The sequence below is a fragment of the Rodentibacter rarus genome, from assembly GCF_001998965.1.
Taxonomy (GTDB): Bacteria; Pseudomonadota; Gammaproteobacteria; order Enterobacterales; family Pasteurellaceae; genus Rodentibacter; species Rodentibacter rarus.
Window position 1 is genome coordinate 1 of record NZ_MLHJ01000100.1, and the last position, 20,749, is coordinate 20,749.

Annotated in this window: 22 protein-coding genes and 5 pseudogenes; 7 read left to right on the forward strand and 20 right to left on the reverse strand. The window is 40.0% G+C overall.

Going from position 1 to position 20,749, the window contains the following annotated elements; translation table 11 throughout:
- Nucleotides 1–129 precede the first annotated feature (129 nt).
- Nucleotides 130–951 (reverse strand): 5'-nucleotidase, lipoprotein e(P4) family, encoded by an 822-nt coding sequence (locus BKK50_RS09485; protein WP_077417561.1) that lies wholly within the window; start codon nucleotides 949–951, stop codon nucleotides 130–132.
- A 241-nt stretch (nucleotides 952–1,192) separates the two neighbouring features.
- Between BKK50_RS09485 and ftsB the strand changes: the two genes are divergently transcribed.
- The 3 genes from ftsB to ispF are packed head-to-tail and all read left to right on the forward strand — an operon-like array spanning nucleotide 1,193 to nucleotide 2,624.
- On the forward strand, nucleotides 1,193–1,471 hold the full coding sequence (ftsB, locus tag BKK50_RS09490; protein ID WP_077417563.1) for a cell division protein FtsB: 279 nt from the start codon (nucleotides 1,193–1,195) through the stop codon (nucleotides 1,469–1,471).
- Entirely contained in the window at nucleotides 1,471–2,154 is a 684-nt protein-coding gene (gene ispD, locus BKK50_RS09495; protein WP_077417565.1) for a 2-C-methyl-D-erythritol 4-phosphate cytidylyltransferase, read from the forward strand. The genes ftsB and ispD overlap by 1 nt, the downstream gene beginning before the upstream one ends.
- Nucleotides 2,151–2,624: a 2-C-methyl-D-erythritol 2,4-cyclodiphosphate synthase gene (gene ispF / locus BKK50_RS09500; protein WP_077417567.1), complete on the forward strand. Its 474-nt coding sequence runs from the start codon at nucleotides 2,151–2,153 to the stop codon at nucleotides 2,622–2,624. Before ispD ends, ispF begins: the two co-directional genes overlap by 4 nt.
- A gap of 341 nt (nucleotides 2,625–2,965) precedes the next feature.
- Here the strand turns inward: ispF and BKK50_RS09505 are convergent.
- Both BKK50_RS09505 and BKK50_RS09510 read right to left on the reverse strand, forming a co-directional pair.
- Nucleotides 2,966–3,350 (reverse strand): annotated as a pseudogene (locus BKK50_RS09505) (hypothetical protein); the annotation flags it as partial.
- Nucleotides 3,302–3,610: a hypothetical protein gene (locus tag BKK50_RS09510; RefSeq protein WP_179108348.1), complete on the reverse strand. Its 309-nt coding sequence runs from the start codon at nucleotides 3,608–3,610 to the stop codon at nucleotides 3,302–3,304. The pseudogene BKK50_RS09505 and the gene BKK50_RS09510, both read right to left, overlap by 49 nt.
- Nucleotides 3,611–3,740: 130 nt before the next feature.
- Between BKK50_RS09510 and BKK50_RS09515 the strand changes: the two genes are divergently transcribed.
- Nucleotides 3,741–4,238, forward strand: a complete 498-nt coding sequence (locus tag BKK50_RS09515) for a hypothetical protein (protein WP_077417569.1) — start codon at nucleotides 3,741–3,743, stop codon at nucleotides 4,236–4,238.
- 36 nt (nucleotides 4,239–4,274) lie between these two features.
- Here BKK50_RS09515 and BKK50_RS12480 read toward each other — a convergent pair whose 3' ends face one another.
- The 10 genes and pseudogenes from BKK50_RS12480 to mtr all read right to left on the reverse strand — a co-directional run bounded on the left by BKK50_RS12480 (nucleotide 4,275) and on the right by mtr (nucleotide 11,384).
- Nucleotides 4,275–4,424 (reverse strand): hypothetical protein, encoded by a 150-nt coding sequence (locus tag BKK50_RS12480; RefSeq protein ID WP_158074664.1) that lies wholly within the window; start codon nucleotides 4,422–4,424, stop codon nucleotides 4,275–4,277.
- Between the two features lie 172 nt (nucleotides 4,425–4,596).
- A complete protein-coding gene (locus BKK50_RS09525; protein WP_077417573.1) occupies nucleotides 4,597–4,950 on the reverse strand; it encodes an antA/AntB antirepressor family protein in 354 nt (117 codons plus the stop codon).
- The gene (locus tag BKK50_RS13240) at nucleotides 4,951–5,070 is read right to left on the reverse strand and encodes an antA/AntB antirepressor family protein (protein WP_077417610.1); all 120 of its coding nucleotides are present in this window, start codon (nucleotides 5,068–5,070) and stop codon (nucleotides 4,951–4,953) included.
- 412 nt (nucleotides 5,071–5,482) lie between these two features.
- Nucleotides 5,483–5,827: pseudogene (locus tag BKK50_RS09535) on the reverse strand (gp16 family protein).
- Between the two features lie 358 nt (nucleotides 5,828–6,185).
- Nucleotides 6,186–6,687, reverse strand: a pseudogene (locus BKK50_RS09540) (helix-turn-helix domain-containing protein); the annotation flags it as partial.
- A gap of 296 nt (nucleotides 6,688–6,983) precedes the next feature.
- Nucleotides 6,984–7,835, reverse strand: coding sequence for a translation elongation factor Ts (gene tsf / locus BKK50_RS09545; RefSeq protein ID WP_077417575.1), 852 nt, complete (start codon nucleotides 7,833–7,835; stop codon nucleotides 6,984–6,986).
- A 135-nt stretch (nucleotides 7,836–7,970) separates the two neighbouring features.
- Nucleotides 7,971–8,696: a 30S ribosomal protein S2 gene (gene rpsB / locus BKK50_RS09550; protein ID WP_077417577.1), complete on the reverse strand. Its 726-nt coding sequence runs from the start codon at nucleotides 8,694–8,696 to the stop codon at nucleotides 7,971–7,973.
- A gap of 180 nt (nucleotides 8,697–8,876) precedes the next feature.
- Nucleotides 8,877–9,287, reverse strand: a complete 411-nt coding sequence (locus BKK50_RS09555; protein ID WP_077417578.1) for an ACT domain-containing protein — start codon at nucleotides 9,285–9,287, stop codon at nucleotides 8,877–8,879.
- An 8-nt stretch (nucleotides 9,288–9,295) separates the two neighbouring features.
- Complete coding sequence (locus BKK50_RS09560; RefSeq protein ID WP_077417580.1) at nucleotides 9,296–10,054, reverse strand: class I SAM-dependent methyltransferase; 759 nt, start codon at nucleotides 10,052–10,054, stop codon at nucleotides 9,296–9,298.
- A gap of 73 nt (nucleotides 10,055–10,127) precedes the next feature.
- Nucleotides 10,128–11,384 (reverse strand): tryptophan permease, encoded by a 1,257-nt coding sequence (gene mtr, locus BKK50_RS09565; RefSeq protein WP_077417582.1) that lies wholly within the window; start codon nucleotides 11,382–11,384, stop codon nucleotides 10,128–10,130.
- Nucleotides 11,385–11,523: 139 nt separating this feature from the next.
- Here mtr and BKK50_RS09570 point away from each other — a divergent pair, with 139 nt between their 5' ends.
- Nucleotides 11,524–12,297: a M48 family metallopeptidase gene (locus tag BKK50_RS09570; protein WP_077417584.1), complete on the forward strand. Its 774-nt coding sequence runs from the start codon at nucleotides 11,524–11,526 to the stop codon at nucleotides 12,295–12,297.
- Between the two features lie 132 nt (nucleotides 12,298–12,429).
- Here the strand turns inward: BKK50_RS09570 and acrB are convergent, their stop codons facing one another.
- The 3 genes from acrB to acrR are packed head-to-tail and all read right to left on the reverse strand — an operon-like array spanning nucleotide 12,430 to nucleotide 17,325.
- Complete coding sequence (gene acrB, locus BKK50_RS09575; protein WP_077417586.1) at nucleotides 12,430–15,516, reverse strand: multidrug efflux RND transporter permease subunit AcrB; 3,087 nt, start codon at nucleotides 15,514–15,516, stop codon at nucleotides 12,430–12,432.
- A 17-nt stretch (nucleotides 15,517–15,533) separates the two neighbouring features.
- A complete protein-coding gene (acrA, locus tag BKK50_RS09580) occupies nucleotides 15,534–16,730 on the reverse strand; it encodes a multidrug efflux RND transporter periplasmic adaptor subunit AcrA (RefSeq protein WP_077417588.1) in 1,197 nt (398 codons plus the stop codon).
- Nucleotides 16,731–16,761: 31 nt separating this feature from the next.
- Nucleotides 16,762–17,325, reverse strand: a complete 564-nt coding sequence (acrR, locus tag BKK50_RS09585) for an efflux transporter AcrAB transcriptional repressor AcrR (protein ID WP_077417590.1) — start codon at nucleotides 17,323–17,325, stop codon at nucleotides 16,762–16,764.
- Nucleotides 17,326–17,504: 179 nt separating this feature from the next.
- On the opposite strand from acrR, the pseudogene BKK50_RS12905 reads away from it, so the two are divergent.
- Nucleotides 17,505–18,322, forward strand: a pseudogene (locus tag BKK50_RS12905) (IS3 family transposase); the annotation flags it as partial.
- Between the two features lie 197 nt (nucleotides 18,323–18,519).
- Here the strand turns inward: BKK50_RS12905 and BKK50_RS09600 are convergent.
- Entirely contained in the window at nucleotides 18,520–19,347 is an 828-nt protein-coding gene (locus BKK50_RS09600) for a class II glutamine amidotransferase (protein WP_077417592.1), read from the reverse strand.
- 108 nt (nucleotides 19,348–19,455) lie between these two features.
- On the reverse strand, nucleotides 19,456–19,644 hold the full coding sequence (locus tag BKK50_RS09605) for a cytochrome b562 (protein WP_077417593.1): 189 nt from the start codon (nucleotides 19,642–19,644) through the stop codon (nucleotides 19,456–19,458).
- 18 nt (nucleotides 19,645–19,662) lie between these two features.
- On the opposite strand from BKK50_RS09605, the pseudogene BKK50_RS12910 reads away from it, so the two are divergent.
- Nucleotides 19,663–19,932, forward strand: a pseudogene (locus BKK50_RS12910) (DnaB-like helicase C-terminal domain-containing protein); the annotation flags it as partial.
- Nucleotides 19,933–20,134: 202 nt separating this feature from the next.
- On the opposite strand, the gene BKK50_RS09615 reads toward BKK50_RS12910, so the two are convergent.
- Both BKK50_RS09615 and BKK50_RS09620 read right to left on the reverse strand, forming a co-directional pair.
- The gene (locus tag BKK50_RS09615) at nucleotides 20,135–20,431 is read right to left on the reverse strand and encodes a DUF5377 family protein (RefSeq protein ID WP_077417595.1); all 297 of its coding nucleotides are present in this window, start codon (nucleotides 20,429–20,431) and stop codon (nucleotides 20,135–20,137) included.
- Between the two features lie 21 nt (nucleotides 20,432–20,452).
- Complete coding sequence (locus BKK50_RS09620; RefSeq protein WP_077417596.1) at nucleotides 20,453–20,698, reverse strand: alternative ribosome-rescue factor A; 246 nt, start codon at nucleotides 20,696–20,698, stop codon at nucleotides 20,453–20,455.
- Nucleotides 20,699–20,749: the final 51 nt, after the last annotated feature.

A 20,749-nucleotide genomic window follows, 5' to 3' on the forward strand; every position in this document is an offset into this window, starting at 1 on the left:
TTATAACGGACACACGCAGTGTGTCCCTACGTTTTGGTTAAAATTTCTGTTTTGTGCATTTGCTACATAATACCGTTACTATAAGACCTTAACCCACTTTTGAGCAACCATTTTGTTTATTACACCAGATTATTTCCCATCCCATGCTTGAATCGCTTCTAAACGAGCGTCAATCTTACTCTGGGTGTCGCCTTTAAAATAATCTTTTTTTAAGCCGCCTTCCCAGCCACCATAGTTCGCATTAGGTAAGACGATATAAGTTTTACCAAATTTTGCTTGATTTTTCGCAACAAAATCACGGCGTTCAGCGTTTAATTTACCGTAAACGGCATCACCAAAGTCGTCTAAGTTATCGCCTATATAAAGCACGATTTCGTAGCCTTGTTTTTCAATCTCAGCAAAACGTGCGGCTTTAGGCGATTTCTCTTTTTTCAGATAAAAGACCGATTCTTCTACACCTTTAAAGCCAAGGCGTTTCATATCATCAATGGTTCCTGCTTTTTCTGAGCTGTCTTTACGATTACTCACATAAAACATTTTTCCGTTATGGGCATTCACATAGTTATTAAATTCTACCGCTCCCGGAATGGCTCGGGATTGACGAGCTTCAACCCAACGGGTCCAATCTTTACTATCGAAAGGTTTGTTGTTTTTCACTTGCCAGCCGGCGTAAGGGCTGTTGTCTAGCATAGTTTCATCCAAATCCACCACCACCGCTTTTTTCTTGCCCTTAGGGACTTTAGCCTGCTCAAACGCCACTTTTGCCATATTGTAAGCTTGATAAGCCAAGGCTTGATATTCACCCGAATTTTGCATCCAGTTTAAGCCTAATACGGCTTGTTGTTCTAATCGCATATTCGCCTGTTCTTGTGAATTCATCTGGCTTGAACAGCCGGCTAATAGTATGGCAGAAAGAGTGGCAAGTGCGGTCATTTTTAAGGTTTTTTTCATGGTTTTTCTCCTAAAAAAAGATAAAAGCGGAAAAAGTATAGCAAGTTTTCTCTGAGGTTTGATGAACTTTTATTTTATTGACAATAGGTTCTCACGGATTTGTGATTTCGATCACGTTTAACCCTATTTCATATAATAAGAAAAATGGAAAAACACAAGAAAAATTGACCGCACTTTTCCATCGCCTTTCACGCTATTTCAAGATAAACTATAAGCCTTTTCATTAGACAGACGAAATTTTATGCGGATAGTTATAGCTATACTTGTGGGGATTCTTACACTTTTCCAATACGACCTTTGGTTTGGTAAGAACGGTTATTTTGATTATAAAGCGGTTTCAGCACAAATCATTGAAAATAAAGCAGAAAATGAAAAATTAGTACAGAGAAATCAAATGATTTCAGCCGAAATTCAGGGGCTAACGAAGGGATTTGAATCTATTGAAGAACGGGCGCGAATGCAACACGATCTCGTGAAAGAAAATGAAATGTTCTACCGCATTGTGAAAGAGAATAAATAATGTCACGAAAAATTATTGCCGTTATTCCTGCCGCAGGCGTGGGAAGCCGAATGAAAGCGGATAAGCCCAAACAATATTTAACTGTGTTAGGCAAAACGATTTTGGAGCATACGTTAAATATTATGCTAACTCATCGTTCCATTGATCGAATTATCGTTGCATTAGGTAAAAATGATCCTTATTTTGCTGAACTTCACTTCCTCTCCCATGAAAAAATCCAACTTGTTGAAGGGGGAGAAACTCGGGCGAATTCCGTCCTCAATGCACTTAATGTGATTGAGGAAAAAAATGCTTGGGCATTAGTGCATGATGCGGCAAGACCTTGTTTAACAGAAGCAGATTTAAATAAGTTATTAGAAATCCATGATGAAAATGGGGCGATTCTTGCGATTCCGGTGACAGATACCATCAAGCGTAGTGATAAAAATGGTACGATTATCACCACAGAAGATCGCTCACAACTTTGGCAGGCTCAAACGCCCCAATTTTTCCGGATCGATTTGTTACAAAATGCCCTTGAGAATGGATTAAAACAGAAGAAGAGTATCACGGATGAAGCGTCAGCCATGGAACTTGCCGGATTTCGACCGCACTTGGTGGTGGGAAGAAGTGATAATATTAAAGTGACCCGCCCGGAAGATTTAACCTTGGCGGAATTTTACTTAACAAGGAAAAAACGATGATAAGAATTGGACACGGTTTTGATGTACACGCATTTGGGAAAAACAGCCCTTTAATTATTGGCGGTGTTAACATTCCTTACCACACCGGATTTATCGCCCATTCTGATGGCGATGTTGCCTTGCACGCATTAACCGATGCGCTGCTAGGGGCGGCAGCCTTGGGGGATATTGGGAAACTTTTCCCTGATACGGATATGCAATATAAAAATGCCGATAGCCGAGGCTTGCTAAGAGAAGCCTTCCGTCAAGTTCAAGAAAAAGGTTATAAAATTGGGAATGTGGATATCACTATTATTGCCCAGGCTCCTAAAATGCGCCCTTATATTGATGAAATGCGGGCGGTGATTGCCGCTGATTTATCCTGTGATATCGAACAAATCAACGTGAAGGCGACAACGACAGAAAAACTGGGGTTCACCGGAAGAGGAGAAGGGATCGCTTGCGAAGCTGTGGCGTTGCTAGTGAAATAAATTTGGCAAGATAAAAGAGGAACAATGATCTGCCACACTTTGTGATTTTAAACAAATCAATGTTCCAACAATGTCCTTAAATAAAGACTCAACACATCATCTATCTATTGGAAGATAACCCTGTGACTTGTTCAATTTTAGCAAGTCGATACGTAGGGTATTGGGGGGGGGGAATAAACAATCTTTCAGCAGTGAGATATATAAATTCGCAAAATTTTTTGCATAAATTAGGATTTTATTTTGTATAAGCCATTTCCAACTTTTATGCAAAATAAACAACCATTTAAGGAAAACAAAAACACCCTTTAAATTATCATTAAAGGGCGTTTAAATTTCAAATACTAGAATTTATAAACCATATTATCTTCATACTTCCCCACATAACTTGCTGATGTATTCACCACAATTTTCATTGCATTTTCAAACGCCTGCCAGTTATCCACTTTATCCTCTTGCATATACTCAATGAACCGCACAAATTCGCTTTTAGTCGAACTGAAAAAGATATAAGGCGGTCGGGTGATATTCACTAACCGCAAGAAATCAATCAAGTCAAAATAAGTAGCTTTCCTGATGTGTGCATAGATAAGGTGGATCTAACACAAACAACGCTTTTGGATTACCAGTGAACTTCGGCAACAATGTGTGAAATGATTCACGAATGACTTCCACACCATCTAAATAGCCATCCGTCTTTGAATAATCAGACTGGCGGATAGCCACCCATTGCGCAATAAACACAATGCCACTTCACAACGGGGAATATAGACCCGCTCTGATTTAAAATAACGGAGCAATTTCACCGCACTTTCCAACCCAATTAAGGCTTTGAGCTTAGGAAAATATACCTTACCATCAGAAAAAAGAAAGTTCACCCTGCCAAATAGATGAACAATTTTCTCTACATCATTAAACCTGACCGGTTCCACCATTTCCAGCACCACCTCCGGCAGACAATCGGCAACACGTTCAAATTGAGACTGCATAATCCCCCCCCTGTCAAATCACATTTTGGCGCAATTTAACATGGGATTTTTAAAAGTTAGGAATTTTAGAGGGAAAATTTTCTTATTTTCTGTTACGATGATATAAATCTACAACCTAAAGGAAATTGTTATGAAATTAGTTAAATCAGCTCTTATGGGTATTGCCTTTACAATATCGACATCAAGTTTTGCCGTAGATGGCTATAAAAATTGGAAATTTGAAATGACAGAAAAAGAAGCTAGGGAAGTGCATAAGTGTCAATGGTACAAAGATGATGGTTTTTTAGCTTGTGATGATTTTACTTTTGGGGGCACAAATACTGGGGTTGGATTGCTTTTCATTGATGATAAATTGAAAAATATATTTATTCAAGTACCTACAGAAATGGCTGGTGGAACACTGACAAAATTAATGGAAAAATACAAAGTGTTATCTCGTCCATCTACAAAGGAATTAAGAGATCAAAAGCCTAATATGCCTTTTGATTTTATCTTTGAAGATGGTTCAATTACATTTAGGGCTGTGTATGATGGTAATGCCAATGAAGAGGATTTCTTAATCTATGGTAAAGATTTTGATCGGAATTATCTAAAATTACAGAATAACAAGTTAAAAGATGACCTATAATAAAAGCCCCATAAGGGGCTTTTTCTTGCTTTTAGTTTATTCGGTCAGGTTTAATAAACCCTGCATCTCCTCCGCATGCCAATCCAACACCACCACAAACACACCTATTAAGCCTGCCAACTGCTGATAACTCAAGGTATCATCGATATTGGCGGTGATTTCCAGCAAATGGAGAACACATTGCAATCCGCCCAAATCACTGCGAATATCTTCTATTTATCTTGATAGCCAAAGTATTCATCTTCACCTCCTTATGTAAATGACGCCAACTGGTTGGGTTGATTACAGCTTTTGCGTTGCAACAAACCCAAATCAAAGAGTTTTCGCAACCGCAATTCAAGGGAGTGTTTGCCCAAGTCTAATAATTTGTCGATTTCACGGTTCTCCAACCCCATATCACGGTATAAAATAATTTTTTTACTTCTGGATAGGCTGCAAACAAGGCTTGTTGGGCTTGTTTTTGTAGGCGTGCAATTTCATTGGAGTTATTGCGTAGAAAAGCCGGAATTGCCATTAATTGTTGTTTTAAGCGGAGAAGTTCTGCCCTTGCCTTATTGTCATTTTCAAGAAACTGTTGACGGATTTGATAACCGATTTCGCTGTTTTCCATTAAGCATAAATGCTTAGCGGTATTGAGGGTGAAGTGATAGTCTTTGATCTCGATTTCACGGCTACTGAAAAAGCCTCTATCGACGTGTTCAAATTTGATCACCTAGATAAAATCAACATTTTCTTTAAATGGGCTATCGGTTAAACGGCGATTGATCCAAATATCAAAGCGAGTTTTAATGCTTAATGATTGATGAAGGTCACGTACATTAATTAAACGGATTGATTTTGAAGTGAACCATTAAAGGTTGTAATGTTGAATTGTGTCATTTTGTGTTTCCTTTTCGAGAAAGCCCCTATAAAGGTCGGTAGGGAGCCGAAAAGTTGCACAAAATCAACTGGGCTTATTTCCCTCTCGAGTGCTGTATTAGCCACACTCCCAACCATTGTTTAGATAAATTTAAGCTTTTCCGCACGAATGTTCTGAAACTCAAAGTTTTCTGACATTCAGGCAAAAAATAGCACGAAATAACGGTTTTGCCTTCCGTTTTGTGTTGAGTTTTCGCCCCTGGGCGTAAAATTAAACTTTTTTAATCAGAAATCAAGGTTTAATTGCCCATTTATGCAAAATATTTTACGATTTATGTTGATGGCGATCATACACTGCCAGCAGTTGCACCACCTTGTTTCAAGTGCTAAGGGGGTAACCAATGCACAAAATCTACTTTAAAGGAACGTTTAGAAATGCTGTCCGCGTATTCCTTTGGCAAACCGTGTTTGGCTAAAAGTGCGGTAATTTTTGCCAGATAAATTTTCTTATCTTCCCGAGGTGTGGCACGATTTTCCCAAAATGTTGACCGCACTTTAAAGCCTTTCTGTTTCATGGCATTCAATACTAGCTGTAATTCTTCCTCATTCATCAAGGCACAACTTGCTTTGCCCGTAGTATTGAGAAGTCATTGGCGATAGGTTTCCTCATCTAACCGCAACTGAGTTTTACCAATATGGATTTTAGCCATTAAACTTTTGCGATTAACCATTGATTTTACTTCCTTTAAAGTTCGGTTTAAAACACATTATTCAGCCCACTTATGTGGCAAATAGGCTGTAAATGGGTTCTTCATGAATTCGGAGGGAGCGGTAATAGACGCCAATGTGTTATTTTCCTACACTCTCCATTAAAGCCATAAAACCGATTACCTTGAACCATATAAGCTCATACATAAGTTTCATCATCGGGTTCATCAACACCAAAACATCACTACGTTCAAACCCGTAATGATCAAGTACTTTTGGTAATTCTTCCGAACACTTAATCCAACCGTTGTTTTCTTTAATTTCCGGTAAAATTTGTTTATTAAGTAGATAAGTAGAATAAATTTAAATATTTCCCTCTCCAGCAAAATTTGATATGAATTGCTGATAAAGGCGTCCAACGCCTTTAAAATTGCCAACATAGGAGGTATTTTGAGCTCCCAAATAGGTCCGGGTAGGCTGTTTTAATTTCACCACAAGTGATATCCTCTTCCTTTTTACGCTCTAAGGCTTGCACTTGAGATTCATTGAAAATAATATCTTGCTCGGAAACCTGCTTCTCAAGTGCGGTCAATCTTTGTTTGAAATTCGCCAGATTGTGTCTGAGTCAAGTAGAGCAAACAGCGCTAGCCGAAAAAATTCCCTGTTCACGTAGTTCATTACTGACTCGAACCTGTCCGAATGCGGGATTATCCAAAGCAAACTGCACCACGGCTTTTTTGACTTTTTCATTTACTTGATTCTTAATATTAGGGACACGTCGGTTTTGATTGAGTAGCGCCTCCACACCACCTTCTTCAACTGCTTGTTGATAACGGTAGAAGGTATCTTGGCGCATTCCCATAATTTTGTAAGCTTGGGAAATGTAACATTCTAAATGGGAAACGCTCACTTTTTATTTTGATTTGTCAGATTTAATCTTCTCTTTTACAACCCATACAATATCCTAGTTTTATTTTTCTATATAAGCTCCTGTTACTAAGTGAGTACCAAATAGTAAGAGGGAATTTATCAAAAGAGCCGATTGCAGTTTAAAGAAAAGGGAAAGGGTATCGGAATGGAAAAGGACTAAGCCACAGAAATAAGACCTAGCCCTTAAGTGAAATTAATATTTTCAAGAGTAAATCAATATCAGATTTTACATCCCAAAAACAAGAGAAATTAAGCACTACCGCCAGTGATTTTTGCCACTTCTGCAGCGAAATCTTCTTCGACTTTCTCAATACCTTCACCCACTTCTAAACGAATGAAGTTAGTCACTTTGGTATTCACTGATTTTAAGTAGTCGCCAACAGTTTGAGATGGATCCATCACGAATGCTTGACCGGTTAAAGACACTTCACCGGTGAATTTCTTCATGCGGCCTTCAACCATTTTTTCTGCGATTTCTTTTGGTTTACCAGAATTGATAGCGATGTCGATTTGAATTTGACGCTCGTGTTCAACCACTTCAGCAGAAACATCTTCCGGATTAACGAATTCAGGTTTAGATGCCGCAACGTGCATAGCCACTTTTTTCAATTCTTCAGCAGAACCTTCACCCGCCACTAATACACCAATTTTCGCACCGTGTAAGTATTGTGCGATCACATTGCCTTCAAGGTAAGCAACACGGCGAATTGTCATGTTTTCACCGATTTTCGCCACTAATGCTGCACGTTTTTCTTCAAATTGTGCTTGTAGTTGCTCAATAGTCGTACCTTTATTTGCCGCAGCGTAATCTGCCACTTCATTGGCTAAACCTAAGAAACCCGCATCTTTTGCCACGAAGTCTGTTTCACAGTTCATTTCAATTAACACACCGAAACCGGCTTCAACGCGTGCGATGATAACACCTTCAGCTGCCACACGACCTGCTTTTTTCGCTGCTTTTGCTTGACCGGATTTACGCATGTTGTCAATGGCTAACTCAATATCACCGTTAGCTTCAACCAATGCTTTTTTACATTCCATCATACCTGCACCGGTACGTTCACGAAGTTCTTTAACTAATGCTGCTGTAATTTCAGCCATTTTTCCAATCCTCTGTCTGAAAGTGCGGTCATTTTCGCCACACTTTTTAGATAAAAATACAGGGGCAATTTCTCGCCCCTGTGCCAATTAATCGTTTTGATTAATAAGGGCTATGCCTTATTTTGATAACTTGAATTATTCTGCATCCGCAGCGGCTAATTCTTCCGCAACAGCCGCTTCGTTACCACGACCTTCTTTTACTGCTGCCGCAGCGGCAGTTAAGTAAAGTTGGATTGCACGGGTCGCATCATCGTTACCCGGGATAACAAAATCAACACCGGCCGGTGTGGAGTTGGTATCAACGATAGCAAAAACAGGGATACCAAGATTATTGGCTTCTTTCACTGCGATATGTTCGTGGTCTGCACCGATAACAAATAATGCATCCGGTAAACCGCCCATATCTTTGATACCGCCAAGGCTTAATTCAAGTTTTTCCATCTCACGGCTACGCATTAACGCTTCTTTTTTGGTTAATTTGTCGAAAGTACCGTCTTGAGATTGTGCTTCTAAATCTTTTAAACGTTTAATTGATTGACGAACTGTTTTCCAGTTAGTCAACATACCACCTAACCAACGGTGGTTAACATAATATTGTTGACAGTCTAATGCTGCAGCTTGCACTGCCTCTGATGCCGCACGTTTTGTACCCACGAATAAAATTTTACCGTTATTGCTCGCAATACGCGTTAATTCAGCTAATGCCTCGTTAAATAAAGGTAAGGTTTTTTCAAGGTTGATGATGTGAACACCGTTACGCGCACCAAAAATGAAAGGTTTCATTTGTGGGTTCCAGTAACGAGTTTGGTGTCCGAAGTGTACGCCTGCGTTGATCATTTCACGCATTGAAACTTGTGCCATAATATTTTCCTTTTATTTGGGGTTGAGCCTCCACATATCAGCTCATCGACCGTTTGGCACCCCGATGAAGCCTTAATGATATGTGTGTGTTATTTAAGTTAAAAATTCACTCTTTTTTACGGAAAAAAGAGCGGTGCGATTTATACCATAAAGTGCGGTTAAATTCTAGTTTATTTTTATCTATTTCATCAAGGAGGCTCGTTGCAAAGTCTGTAATATTGACATCGCTAAATCAGCCTGTTCATAAGGAACAAAAATATGATCATGAAAATTCCCCGCCACGACATTGCAACTCACGCCCCCCTCACCCAAGGCTTTAGAAAAAGCCGCAGTTAATCCTACCGCTGCTAAATCGGAATGTACGCTAAGCGTAATCCAAGCGGTCTTAAATTGCGCATCAAGACCATAATCTTTTACTGTTTTTTCACTCACAATCACCGATAATCCTTCTTTTTCCCTTATGGTTGCGATCAATTCCGGTAGGGGGAGATGCTGTTCGGGCTTTAACGTGGAAAAATAATAAATTCCCTCATTTAAGGTTGGCTTCATTGAGGCTAATAAAATATCAAGAGGACGAATTGGATTTGTCATTTTTTCCCTTATCTTTTTTGAGCTTTGATAAATAACAACACCGGACGATGCTGTAAATCTTTAAATTCAGCGTGCCATTGCACTTGATCCGCCAACATGGGTTCGGCCATCTGTTCAATTTGAAAACCTGCCGAAATAATATGATTAATAATAGTAGCAGTAGTGCGGTGATAGGTTTTAAAAGGCTGTTTAAACCAATTTCTTTCCCGCTCACCTTCATCGCGATAATGGTTCAATCGGTATGCCACCTGTTGTTTGTTTTCATCTTTTTCCCAACGCTCTCCCATTTTATGGCAAGTGGTGATGGGGTGTTCTTGAGAAAACACCAATGTTCCCTTTGGTTTTAATTTTTTGAAAATCGCCATTAACAACGCCGGAAAATCCTGCACATAATGAAAAGCAAAAGAGCTGGTGATGACATCAAAATTTTCCTCAGGTAAATCCGCAAGGTTTTCCATTGCAAGTTGATATAAAGAAAAACGCCCGTGAAATTGACCGCACTTTTCCAAATCTGTTTGTGCTTGTTTTAACATATTGGCAGATAAATCCATTCCCACTACTGCCCTTGCGCCCCGCTCCAAGTAAAGTGCTAAATGCCCACCGCTACCACAACCAAGATCCAATAACGTTTTGCCTTGAAGATCGGGCAAAAGAGAAAGCATTGTCGGTTTTTCTACGATTTCATTCAAACTCATCGGGTTTTCACGAAGCTGTTGATAACGCTCAAAGAAGTTTTCCCTATCATAAACACTAGTGCTGTTCTTCATGGATAATTCCTGTTGGTGAAAGCCAAAATGTAAAAGGGCGTATCCTACGCCCTTAGAATACAACGGGATAGGATTATCCCATAAAACTTGCAAACCAGCCTAAATTAGCGCCCACTTGTGCCACAATATTAAGCACACCAAAGAGGATAATAAAACCAATCATCGCATTGCCACCATAAACCCGATAAGTGGCATTCGGGAATTTTTGACGGCTTGCTTTCGCAAGCAAGGCCGGCACGATAGCCGCCCAAATTGTTGCCGCCAGGCCCGCATAACCAATGGCGATCACAAAACCATAAGGGAATTGGAGGCTTAACAATAAAGGGGGTAAAAAGGTGATCAAAGTGGTTTTTGTTCTTCCCATTAGGCTGTCGTCAAATTTCAATAAATCCGCGATATAGTCGAACAATCCTAATGTCACCCCAAGAAAAGAACTGGCAATTGCCATATAAGCAAAGAAATTCAACATGACTGCAATATAATCCGTTTCAATATAGCGGCGTAATGCTTCAAGTAATGCGGAAACATCACCGCCTTTTTCAATCACCGGGGCAAATTCTGCACGAGGTAAATTGCCTTGAATCGCAAGCTGCCAGAGGATATAGATAATGAGTGCCAAACCGGTACCGGTGAAAATGGCTTTCATCACCCGATTGCTATCACGTTGATAATATTTCACAAGACTTGGTACATTGCCGTGGAAACCGAAGGAAACCAAACACACCGGCAGTGCAGTCAATAAATAAGGTAGATATTGCTGCTCGCCTTGTGCCACCGTATTAAATAAAACTGCTGTTTTTACTGAGCTGAGTAAACCTGCGGTAGAAAGAAAAAAGGCGATAACCATCCCACCAATTAATATCGTGGTAAAACGATCGACCGCTTTGGTTGAAAGCCAGACAAATGCCGCTAAAACTAAGCAAAAAATCAGCGAGCCGGAAGTCCGCCCAATATCAACCGCATTTTCGCTACTACTCAACAACTGATTGAATAAATTTTGTGTAATACCGCCCCCTGAGGTGATATAGGCATAGGTTAAAATATAAAGCACAAAGGCAACAGATAACCCATTAACCACATTCCAACCTTTACCAAGCAGATCTTTGACAATAGTATCGAAACTTGCCCCTGTGGGATAATGCAGGTTGGCTTCTAAAATCATTAAACCGGAAGTGGTCATACAAAACCAAGTATAAATCAGCGCAAGAAGTGAACCGATAAACCAAACGCCTGCGGTTGAAGTGGGGTTAGCCAACATACCTGCACCAATGGCCGTACCGGCAATAATCATGGCACCGCCTAATAAAGAAGGGGATTTTTGTTGTGTCATAATCTATTCTCTAAAGTAAAATTTGCACTATTATAATAGTGCAAATTAAAAACTCAATGGTTTTTTATTAGACAAGGTGATCGGACTTTTCTTATAATTTTGTTATCTCTAAAGTTGATACCTATAAGAGGAATTAAAAATGAAAAAATACATCAAATCGTTTGCCTTTGCTTCTGTCGCCGCATTAGTGCTTAATGCCTGTGCAGATTCCGCTTCCATTAATCAACAAGCGGCCTCAAGCTATGCCCAAGAAATGGGCAAAATTCGCACCCAAGGAGCGGTAGATACCACCTCTCAAACGGCAAAACGTATTCATCGCATTTTCAACAAAATGGTGCCTTATGCCAATAAAGAAAACCAAACCGGCCAACCTTTTAACTGGCAGATTACCGTCATTAAATCCAAAGAATTAAATGCTTGGGCTATGCCGGGCGGGAAAATGGCCTTTTATACGGGGTTAGTGGATACCTTAAAGCTCAACGATGATGAAATTGCCACCGTCATGGGGCACGAAATGGCACATGCCTTAAAAGAGCATGGTAAGGCAAAAGCGAATTTCGGTATGGCGACCGGCATTGCGGCACAATTGGGTCATATTGCCCTTTCTACGGTCATCGGTTCGGATCTTAGTGGCATTGCCGTGGGATTAACCAAAGATTTTGCATTAGATAAGCCTTACTCCCGTAGTGCGGAAACCGAAGCCGATGAAGTCGGTTTATTACTGATGGCAAAATCGGGCTTTAATCCACAATTTGCCCCGGGATTATGGGATAAAATGAGAAAAGCCTCCGGCGGTTCCAAAGGGACATTAGATGCCTTGGCCTCCACCCACCCGACCGATGAAGATCGTCAAGAAAACCTACGCCGTTTGCTACCAGAGGCGATGAAACTTTACGAAGCATCAAAAAAATAAAAACTTTTGCAAAATTGACCGCACTTTTAAGGTGCGGTTTTTTATCGGCCTAGCATAGAAATAGCATCTTCTGCAAAAAAACAAAACCGCACTTTCGTTTCCCAAAGTGCGGTTGAATTTTAAAGCATTTTATTAATGCGCGGCTTTGCTTTCATTTTCTTCAAAAACCGGTAATGGTTTGTGTTCCGTTGCCACATAACTATAAATGACCGGAAGAACAAACAAGGTGAAGATAGTTCCGATAGATAAACCGGCTACAATCACAATACCAATACTAAAGCGAGATACCGCACCTGCCCCTGTTGCATAAAGCAATGGAATAAGACCGGCCACCATCGCTGCGGTTGTCATCAAAATTGGACGTAAACGCACTTTAGCCGCCGCAGTAATCGCCTCAATACGGTTTTTACCATGCAATAATTGCTCTTCTTTCGCCACTTCACACATCAAAATACCGTGTTTGGTAATCAAGCCCACCAAGGTAATTAATCCCACTTGTGAGTAAATATTCAAGGTTGTGCCTGAAATACCAAAGAATGACAAGAAGTTTAAGGTCAATAATGCACCACTTACCGCCAAAGGAACCGAAATCATAATCACCATTGGATCGCGTATTGATTCAAACTGAATAGCCAATACTAAGAAGATGATAACCACAGCGAGGGCAAAGGTAATTGCCAACGCATTTCCTTCTTGCACCAACTGACGGGATTCCGAACGGAAATCGTAAGTATAGCCCTGCGGTAAAGTGGTATCGGCATGTTGTTGTAACCATGCCACGGCATCCCCGGTGGAGGTGCCCGGCATTGGTACAGCTTGAATTGTCGCCGCATTTAACTGGCTAAAACGTGGTAAAGAAGTCGGTTGGGTTTCCAATTTCATGCTAATTAAACTACTTAATGGCACCGATTCCCCGTTACTTGCCGTGAGGTAGTAATTTTTGAAACTTTCCGGCGAGAGGCGATCATCACGTTTTACTTGCGAAATCACTTTATAAGCCCGCCCATCAATATCCACACGGGTAATGGTGGCACCGGAGAGGAAACTGCCTAAAGTATTACTGATTTGCTGCATTGTAATACCATAGGTTCCGGCTTTTTCTTTATCCACCGAAATGGTCATTTGTGCGGTGTCGTATTTCAAATCAAGATTGGTATAAACAAACTTGCCTGATGTCCGCATCGCTTCTAAAAACTTCTCAGCCGTATTGGCTAAGGCGTTATAATCCTGTGCGGTTTTTAACACAATGGCAACCGGCGGGCCTTGCTCCCCTGTATCAATTTCAGGGAAGTTGAAAGCAGAAACCGACACTTCAGGAATGGATTTTGCCTTGGCATTCAACTCGTTCATAATTTCCGGTTGCTTGCGTGAACGCTCCTTCCAATCCTTTAACGTCACAATGTTAAGAGATTGGTTAGAACTTGGTGCACCGGCAATACTCATACCAAACCACACCTCCGGTGTATCCATCACAGTTTTCATATAAGGGGTCATGGCATCTTGGATATAATCCACATTCACATTAGAAGGGGCTGAACCAATGGCAATAAACGCACCTTTATCCTCGTTCGGTGTTAATTCACTGGAAAGCGAGTTAAAGAGGAACGGTAATGTGGCAAAAATCGCCACGGCAAACACCACCATGGATTTGCGATTGTGCATCACAATATCCAACATGTAGTTATACAGGTTATTCATTTTCGATAGGGTGTGTTCTACTTTACGTTCCATCCATGTCGGCTCAGCATTGGATTTCAGTAATTTGCTGGTCATCATCGGTGAAAGGGTTAACGCCACCACACCGGAAATAAATACCGAACCGGCAAGAGTGAGGGCAAACTCTTTAAAGAGTGTACCTGTAATGCCGCCCATCAATGCCATTGGCGAATAAACCGCAATTAATGAAATCGTCATGGAAATGACAGGTAGCGCAATTTCACGAGTACCGATAATCGCCGCTCGGAATGGCGCTTCCCCTTCTTTAATATGACGGTCAACGTTTTCCAAGACCACAATCGCATCGTCCACCACCAAACCGATGGCAAGGATCAACGCCAATAATGTCATCAAGTTAATCGAAAAATCTAAACTTTGTAACATCATCAGCACCCCGATCAATGAAATCGGAATGGTGAGAACTGGGATGATAATGGCACGCAGTGAACCGATAAACATCAAAATCACCACCAATACGATCACCGTTGCTTCCACAATCGTTTTGATTACCTCATTAATTGAGCTATTAATCGCAATGGTACGATCGTAAAGAATATCCGATTCCATACTGTCTGGAAGCTGTTTTAGAATACTGGCGTAAAGCGGACGGATTTTCTCAGCCACCGTCAATGGGTTCGCAGAAGAGGTCGGATTGATCCCCAATACCACCGATTCCCCACCGTTTGCAGTCGCTCGTGAATTATCACTTTCTTTATTGAGTTCAACGGTAGCAATATCACGCAAACGCACTAAATCATCGCCATTGGAAGCGACAATCAAATTACCCAACTGCTCTACCGATTTTGTGGTGGTTTCCACTTTATTACGATAGCTCACATAATAACCGTTATCACTCCCAGCTGCCGTTTGAATGTTATTGGCAGAGAGCGCAGACATCACCTGTGAAGCGGAAAGATTTTGCGCCGCCATTTTTTGCGGATCTAACCAAATACGCATCGCATATTCCGCCGCGCCAAAGATTTGAACTTCCGCCACCCCTTCAATAGTAAAGAACTGAGGTTTCACCACACGGTTGATATAGTCCGTCACTTGGCTAGAATCTAACTTGTTAGAACGGAAACTAATATACATAATCCCCGTTCCCCCTGATGAGGACGCCACGGTAGGATCTTCAATACCACTAGGCAACTCCGAACGCACCGCATTCACTTTTGCCAATACATCGGCCAATGCCCCCGCCGGATCCGTATTTAATTTCATTTTTACGGTAATCGTTGAAGAACTTGGCGCACTTGATGAGGACATATAGTCAATATTATCCGCCTGAGCGATGGACTCTTCCAATTTAGAAGTAACGAATGCTTGAATGAGGTTCGCATCCGCCCCGGGATAAGCGGTGGTGACGGTAATCACCGTTGTTGTCATTTTAGGATATTCACGCACTGCCAATTTCGACACCGCCTGCAAACCTAAAATAATGATAAGCAAACTGATCGAGATCGCTAAAACAGGGCGACGAATAAATATATCTGTAAATTTCATTCGTATTTCCTAGCCTATTAGAGATTGGTTTTCTTCGCAGGTTCGGTTCCACCAACGATGTCTTTTTTGATCCATTCAACAAGGCTACCATTACCAATACCTTGTTGACCACCGGTAATAATTTTATCGCCTACTTTCACTTCATCGCCTTGTAACTGGGAATAAATTCCTTGACGGTCTTTAGTAAATACCGTGATTTGTTTTGCACGATAGAGGTTGTCTAATTTCGGGTTGTCGGCAAATTTGGCTTTATCTTCTTCAGATAAAGGCGCTAACAAATAAGAAATTTCACCGTACATGTTATAGCTCACCGCCACTTGTGGTACGACGATTTGATTGGTTTCTGTCGGTAAAGCAATACGCAAACGAGAGAACATACCGGAAAGTAATTTACGTCCATCTTCGGGATCAAAAGTCGCTTGAATATCCACTAAACCGGTGGATGAATTAATTGCCGGTTCAATAGCTGTAATGCGGGCAGAGAAAGTTTCGCCTTGGCGGGCATCGGTGGTTGCCGTAACACGCTGACCAAGATGTAATCTGTCTAACTCATTTTGTGAAATGGCAAAATCAATTTTCATCGAACTGGTATCTTCTACACGCACAATTTCTGTACCAATATTCACATATTGACCGACATTGACTTTGACAATACCGGCTTTGCCATCAAATGGTGCCACAATTTGACGGCGCTCAATAGTGGCTTTTAGGGATTCAATATTCGCCACTTGCGCATCATAAGCGGATTTCGCATTATCCACTTCTTGACGGGAAACTGCACTGCTTGATAATAAATTGGCATAACGTTGATAGGTTTGACGCAATGCCGGAAGTTGGGCTTGTGCCGCTTGAAGGCTTGCACGCTCAACCGAGCTATCCAGTTCAACCAACAAATCGCCTTTTTTCACCATTTGTCCATTCTGAACAAAAACCTTAGACACGGTTCCTGCATTTTGCGCACTGAGCATTGCCCCCTGATTTGGACGCACAAGCCCTGTGGTATTAATCACTGGTGTCCACTCACTTGCTTTCACTTCCACTGCCGTCACCGGACTTGAGGCTTCCGGCATATTGGCAATGGCTTTACCGATCATAATACTGCGTAACACATTAAAACCGATCACACCGGCAAAAATTAAAACAAACACCACTAAAACAATTTTCATAACGAAAACATGTGAGCGTTTTGGTCGAGCTGTTTGAGTTTGACTCATTTGTTTAAAACTCCATAATACAAAATAATGCTTATTTCTGAATTGCCCGCCAAGAGCGTTCAATCACAGATTCTAAAATTTCATGAGTGAGTTCCACATTTAAAAACTTCATATCCGATGCCATCGTCATTGCGGTTTTTAAACTCAATTGGAAAAGCACATCATTTGGTAAATCAGCTAATTCATCCGCTGCTTTCCCTTGCAAACAAAAACGATCCCAACAACTATTATCAATTTCTCGACAAAGGTCAGTAAAATGAGGTAAAGACTGATACTGATTCAAGTTTGATAAAATCGTGGGATTTTCTTGTAAAAATAGCCAAATGTTCCACCACATTCGTCCATATTGTTCAAAAAAGGATTCTGCTTCATCAAAATCCTTCTCAAGTGCCGCTACAAAGAGCGAAAACACACGCCGAGCGAATTGTTCTAACAATTCATCTTTATCTTTAAAATAAAGATAAATCGTTCCCACAGCAACCTTGGCTTCTTTGGCCAATTTTTGCATCGAAAGGTGATTTAACCCCTCTCTTGCCATGAGGCAGTCCACTGCCATAAAAATTTGCTCGGCAAGATCTGTTTTAACGTGCCGCATACATAAAAAAGTCTTAGGTTTGAAAATAAAAAAGAGTGCCTTTCAGCCCCTGAATGAACGAGCGTTCATTTTAGAGATTTTTCATTTTTTGGCAAGTTAAAAAAGCAAAAAAGTGCGGTCAAAATAACCAGCCCCAAAAATTGGACTAATCGTCCAACTCACTAAGGTGCAGATTTTTTATGACTAAATATAACCCACTTTTCAAGCAGCAAGCGATCGAATTTCATCTCAAAGAGGGGACGTTAAGATTTTGGATTACCCGATTTAATCACTGTGGAATCAATGGCTTAACGATACTAAACACAAACAAATCTATTCTCCTGAATTTGAATTAACCGTCATACAAGCCGTTAAAAATAGGCACTATTCTATAGGAAATGTCACCACCGCCCAAAACAGAAGAAGAACGTTTGCGTTACCGAATTTTAGAGCTTGAAGCGGAGAATGCCATCTTAAAAAAGTGGCGGGAACTCAACCAACAAAAAATGGAGAAAAGGCAGAAATCATAAAAGCCTTGCCGTATTCACTTTCCACTTGAGTTGTTACTCCGTTTAATTGGGTTAGCATGAAGTGTTTTCTTTTATCACTTAAAACCTCAAGTAGCGAAAAAACCTTTATTCTGCAAGAAATAGAACGGATTTATCATGAAAATAATGGTTGCTATGACTATCGTTGAGTGACATTAGCATTAAGAAAAACGATGAGCATCAATCACAAAAGAGAGCAATCCATTATGCATAAATTGGGATTAAAGAGAAAATGCAAACAACGGAAATATCGTTCCTATCAAGGTGAAGTAGGGCATATCGCCGACAATCTTTTACAGCGAAATTTTGTTGCACTTGCACCGAATGAGAAATGGCTAACAGATGTCAGTGAGTTTAAATGTGCTGAAGTCAAACTTTATTTATCACCAATTAAAGACCTGTTTAACAGCGAAATTATCGCTTATAACTTGGCACCAAGCCCAAATTTTGAACAGATTACGAGAATGATGGCGTAAAACCGATACTCCATTCAGAACCAGAAATCCACCTTGGAGGTGGATTTGCTCTCCCTGAATTTTTGAATTTCGATTCTCAAAATTCGAATTTTACATCGTTGAACGTTTTATTTTAAATTGTATGTTATCGCGATTTTTATACTTATAATTCTAAGTTGATGTTAAATTCTTAAGTTAAAATTGTTTAAGAATTAAGCGGCTTTATGTAATCCAAGTGTACCATCATCTTCCACTTGTTTTGCAACACCGATAACTTCTGCCACCTTATCCCCTTCCTTAAAGAATACAAAGCCACCATTTTCCATTTTGGTCCAAGATTCATCTTTGGTAAGAGGAAAAGTGGTGATAATAGTAACCTTATCCCCTTCCTTTGCGTAATCATTAAAATCAATCACACCATCATCATCAATTCGATGCGCTTTACCAAAAGGCGCTTTACGAGTTAGATAATGCAAGTTAGTCGAACAGTGAGCAATCATCCATTCACCATTAGAGAGGATAAAGTTGAATGTTCCATGAGCAACAAGCTCTTTGGTGACATCCTGAATCGCCTCAAAAATTTGTGTTTCTGTCGGTTTTTTACGAAAGCGGTTTTTTAGATATTCTGCCATATAACAGAAGGCCGTTTCGGAATCTGTCGAACCGATAGGTTGACAAAAACTTTCCGACATATCCGGCAAATCTTTTAAATTACCATTATGGGCAAATACCCAATTTTCACCCCAAATTTCACGTATAAAAGGATGAGTATTTTCAATATTCACTTCACCTTGTGTTGCCTTACGAATATGCGCAATAACGTTAAGTGATTTAATATTATATTGTTTCACGCAATCTGCTATAGGCGAATGGGAGGCAGGACGATTATCACGAAAAATACGCACACCACGTCCTTCAAAAAAGGCAATACCAAAGCCATCGGAATGGCAATCTGTTAAACCGGCACGACGCCGAAAACCTTCAAAGGAAAAGACAATATCTGTTGGTGTATTACAATTCATACCAAGTAATTGACACATAAAATCCTTAAAATATAACTAATTTAATAACCTTATAATACGTGCAGATTTAACATCATTACAGGGATAATTTCAAGAGATGCTTGATGAGATTTTTAGATCAAAAAATTACATAAAATAACAGGAAACTATATTATATAACGTATGATACATCTTTCTTAATTCCGGCATTTCACCAAGTTTCTCTTTTGCTTCATTTAACTTATTTTGATTAGCAAGATCTGTAGCCTCTTTTTCTATATCGATTACTTTTTGTAAACCTTGTTGATAACCCGGAAATTGTGCCCTCCTTTCCATACGGTTTAAAAAACCTTCTTAATGCGTAGCACGGGCAAGCAAGAAAATCCTCATCTAGAAATTACCCAAATTTCCAGTGCATTAAAGGTATTAGTGAAAGAGTTGGAATGTCCTATTTATGCACTATCCCAATTAAATAGAAGCCTGGAACAACGGGCGAATAAACGCTCAGTCAATTCAGATTTACGCGAATTCGTTTCGTTAGAGCAAGATGCGGATGTGATCTTATTTATCTATCGTGATGAAGTCTATTCTCTGGAAAGTATTACTCAATTCTTCGGTGAAATTAAGCAAACCGCTCTTGTGTTTAATGAGGGGGGAATAAAACATGAGCGTTTCCTTTTTTTGTTTAGATTGAATTTGACACTCATATTCTAAACGGGAAACGCTCACTTTTTATTGTGATTTGTCAGATTTAATCTGATCTTCTATATATGATTGTTTTGTCAGGGGCGGTTTAGAGCCTCCCTCTTTCGTTTCCTAAAATACACTATTCCGCATTAACACCGAGGTTGCCAATTTTTACCCCCAGTACACCAAGAGAGACCGCATCTAAATAATCGCCCAAAAACTTAAATAATTCATTTAATTCTGTAAATGAGCGCTGGATTTTAATTTGATCTTCCACTCTACGAACAAATTCATAGCGAATTCTATTTTCTTCAAAATGTGCCGTCAGGGTTAAATAAACTGTTTCAAAAAAATGGCTGTGTGTGCCTTCTTCACCCGGATCACTAATGCGTACATTCCATGTTGTATTGAATAATATTTCTGTTTTATTTGACATTTTTTACCTCATATTGCGTTTTTAACTTAAGAAAAACCCGATTATAAAGTTTCTGTAACCAAAAAATTTATAATCGGGCTTTTCAAAAAATTTCCCTACGTGTTTTGCTTTTCGTTGGTAACTACCTTTCCCTTTACGTTTTTTCTCAATACGCTGACGGAATAACTTGTCGTGTAATAATGCCATCATCGCATTATCCCTTACAACACCTCTCGTATGTTGATAAACGGTTTGATTTTCAACCGCACTTTTTTGTTTTTTTGCCATAATTTTTCCCTTAAAAAAGCCGTGAAGATATTTTCACGGCGGTCATATTAT

Bases quoted from the DNA above. Each gene is read 5' to 3' on its own strand.
- rpsB (WP_077417577.1), bottom strand. From the start codon at position 8,696: ATGGCACAAGTTTCAATGCGTGAAATGATCAACGCAGGCGTACACTTC.
- ftsB (WP_077417563.1), top strand. From the start codon at position 1,193: ATGCGGATAGTTATAGCTATACTTGTGGGGATTCTTACACTTTTCCAA.
- mtr (WP_077417582.1), bottom strand. From the start codon at position 11,384: ATGACACAACAAAAATCCCCTTCTTTATTAGGCGGTGCCATGATTATT.
- BKK50_RS09555 (WP_077417578.1), bottom strand. From the start codon at position 9,287: ATGACAAATCCAATTCGTCCTCTTGATATTTTATTAGCCTCAATGAAG.
- acrR (WP_077417590.1), bottom strand. From the start codon at position 17,325: ATGCGGCACGTTAAAACAGATCTTGCCGAGCAAATTTTTATGGCAGTG.
- BKK50_RS09600 (WP_077417592.1), bottom strand. From the start codon at position 19,347: ATGTGTCAATTACTTGGTATGAATTGTAATACACCAACAGATATTGTC.
- BKK50_RS09515 (WP_077417569.1), top strand. From the start codon at position 3,741: ATGAAATTAGTTAAATCAGCTCTTATGGGTATTGCCTTTACAATATCG.
- ispF (WP_077417567.1), top strand. From the start codon at position 2,151: ATGATAAGAATTGGACACGGTTTTGATGTACACGCATTTGGGAAAAAC.
- acrB (WP_077417586.1), bottom strand. From the start codon at position 15,516: ATGAAATTTACAGATATATTTATTCGTCGCCCTGTTTTAGCGATCTCG.
- BKK50_RS09560 (WP_077417580.1), bottom strand. From the start codon at position 10,054: ATGAAGAACAGCACTAGTGTTTATGATAGGGAAAACTTCTTTGAGCGT.
- tsf (WP_077417575.1), bottom strand. From the start codon at position 7,835: ATGGCTGAAATTACAGCAGCATTAGTTAAAGAACTTCGTGAACGTACC.
- BKK50_RS09605 (WP_077417593.1), bottom strand. From the start codon at position 19,644: ATGGAAAGGAGGGCACAATTTCCGGGTTATCAACAAGGTTTACAAAAA.
- acrA (WP_077417588.1), bottom strand. From the start codon at position 16,730: ATGAGTCAAACTCAAACAGCTCGACCAAAACGCTCACATGTTTTCGTT.
- BKK50_RS09510 (WP_179108348.1), bottom strand. From the start codon at position 3,610: ATGCAGTCTCAATTTGAACGTGTTGCCGATTGTCTGCCGGAGGTGGTG.
- BKK50_RS09485 (WP_077417561.1), bottom strand. From the start codon at position 951: ATGAAAAAAACCTTAAAAATGACCGCACTTGCCACTCTTTCTGCCATA.
- BKK50_RS09570 (WP_077417584.1), top strand. From the start codon at position 11,524: ATGAAAAAATACATCAAATCGTTTGCCTTTGCTTCTGTCGCCGCATTA.
- BKK50_RS09615 (WP_077417595.1), bottom strand. From the start codon at position 20,431: ATGTCAAATAAAACAGAAATATTATTCAATACAACATGGAATGTACGC.
- BKK50_RS09620 (WP_077417596.1), bottom strand. From the start codon at position 20,698: ATGGCAAAAAAACAAAAAAGTGCGGTTGAAAATCAAACCGTTTATCAA.
- ispD (WP_077417565.1), top strand. From the start codon at position 1,471: ATGTCACGAAAAATTATTGCCGTTATTCCTGCCGCAGGCGTGGGAAGC.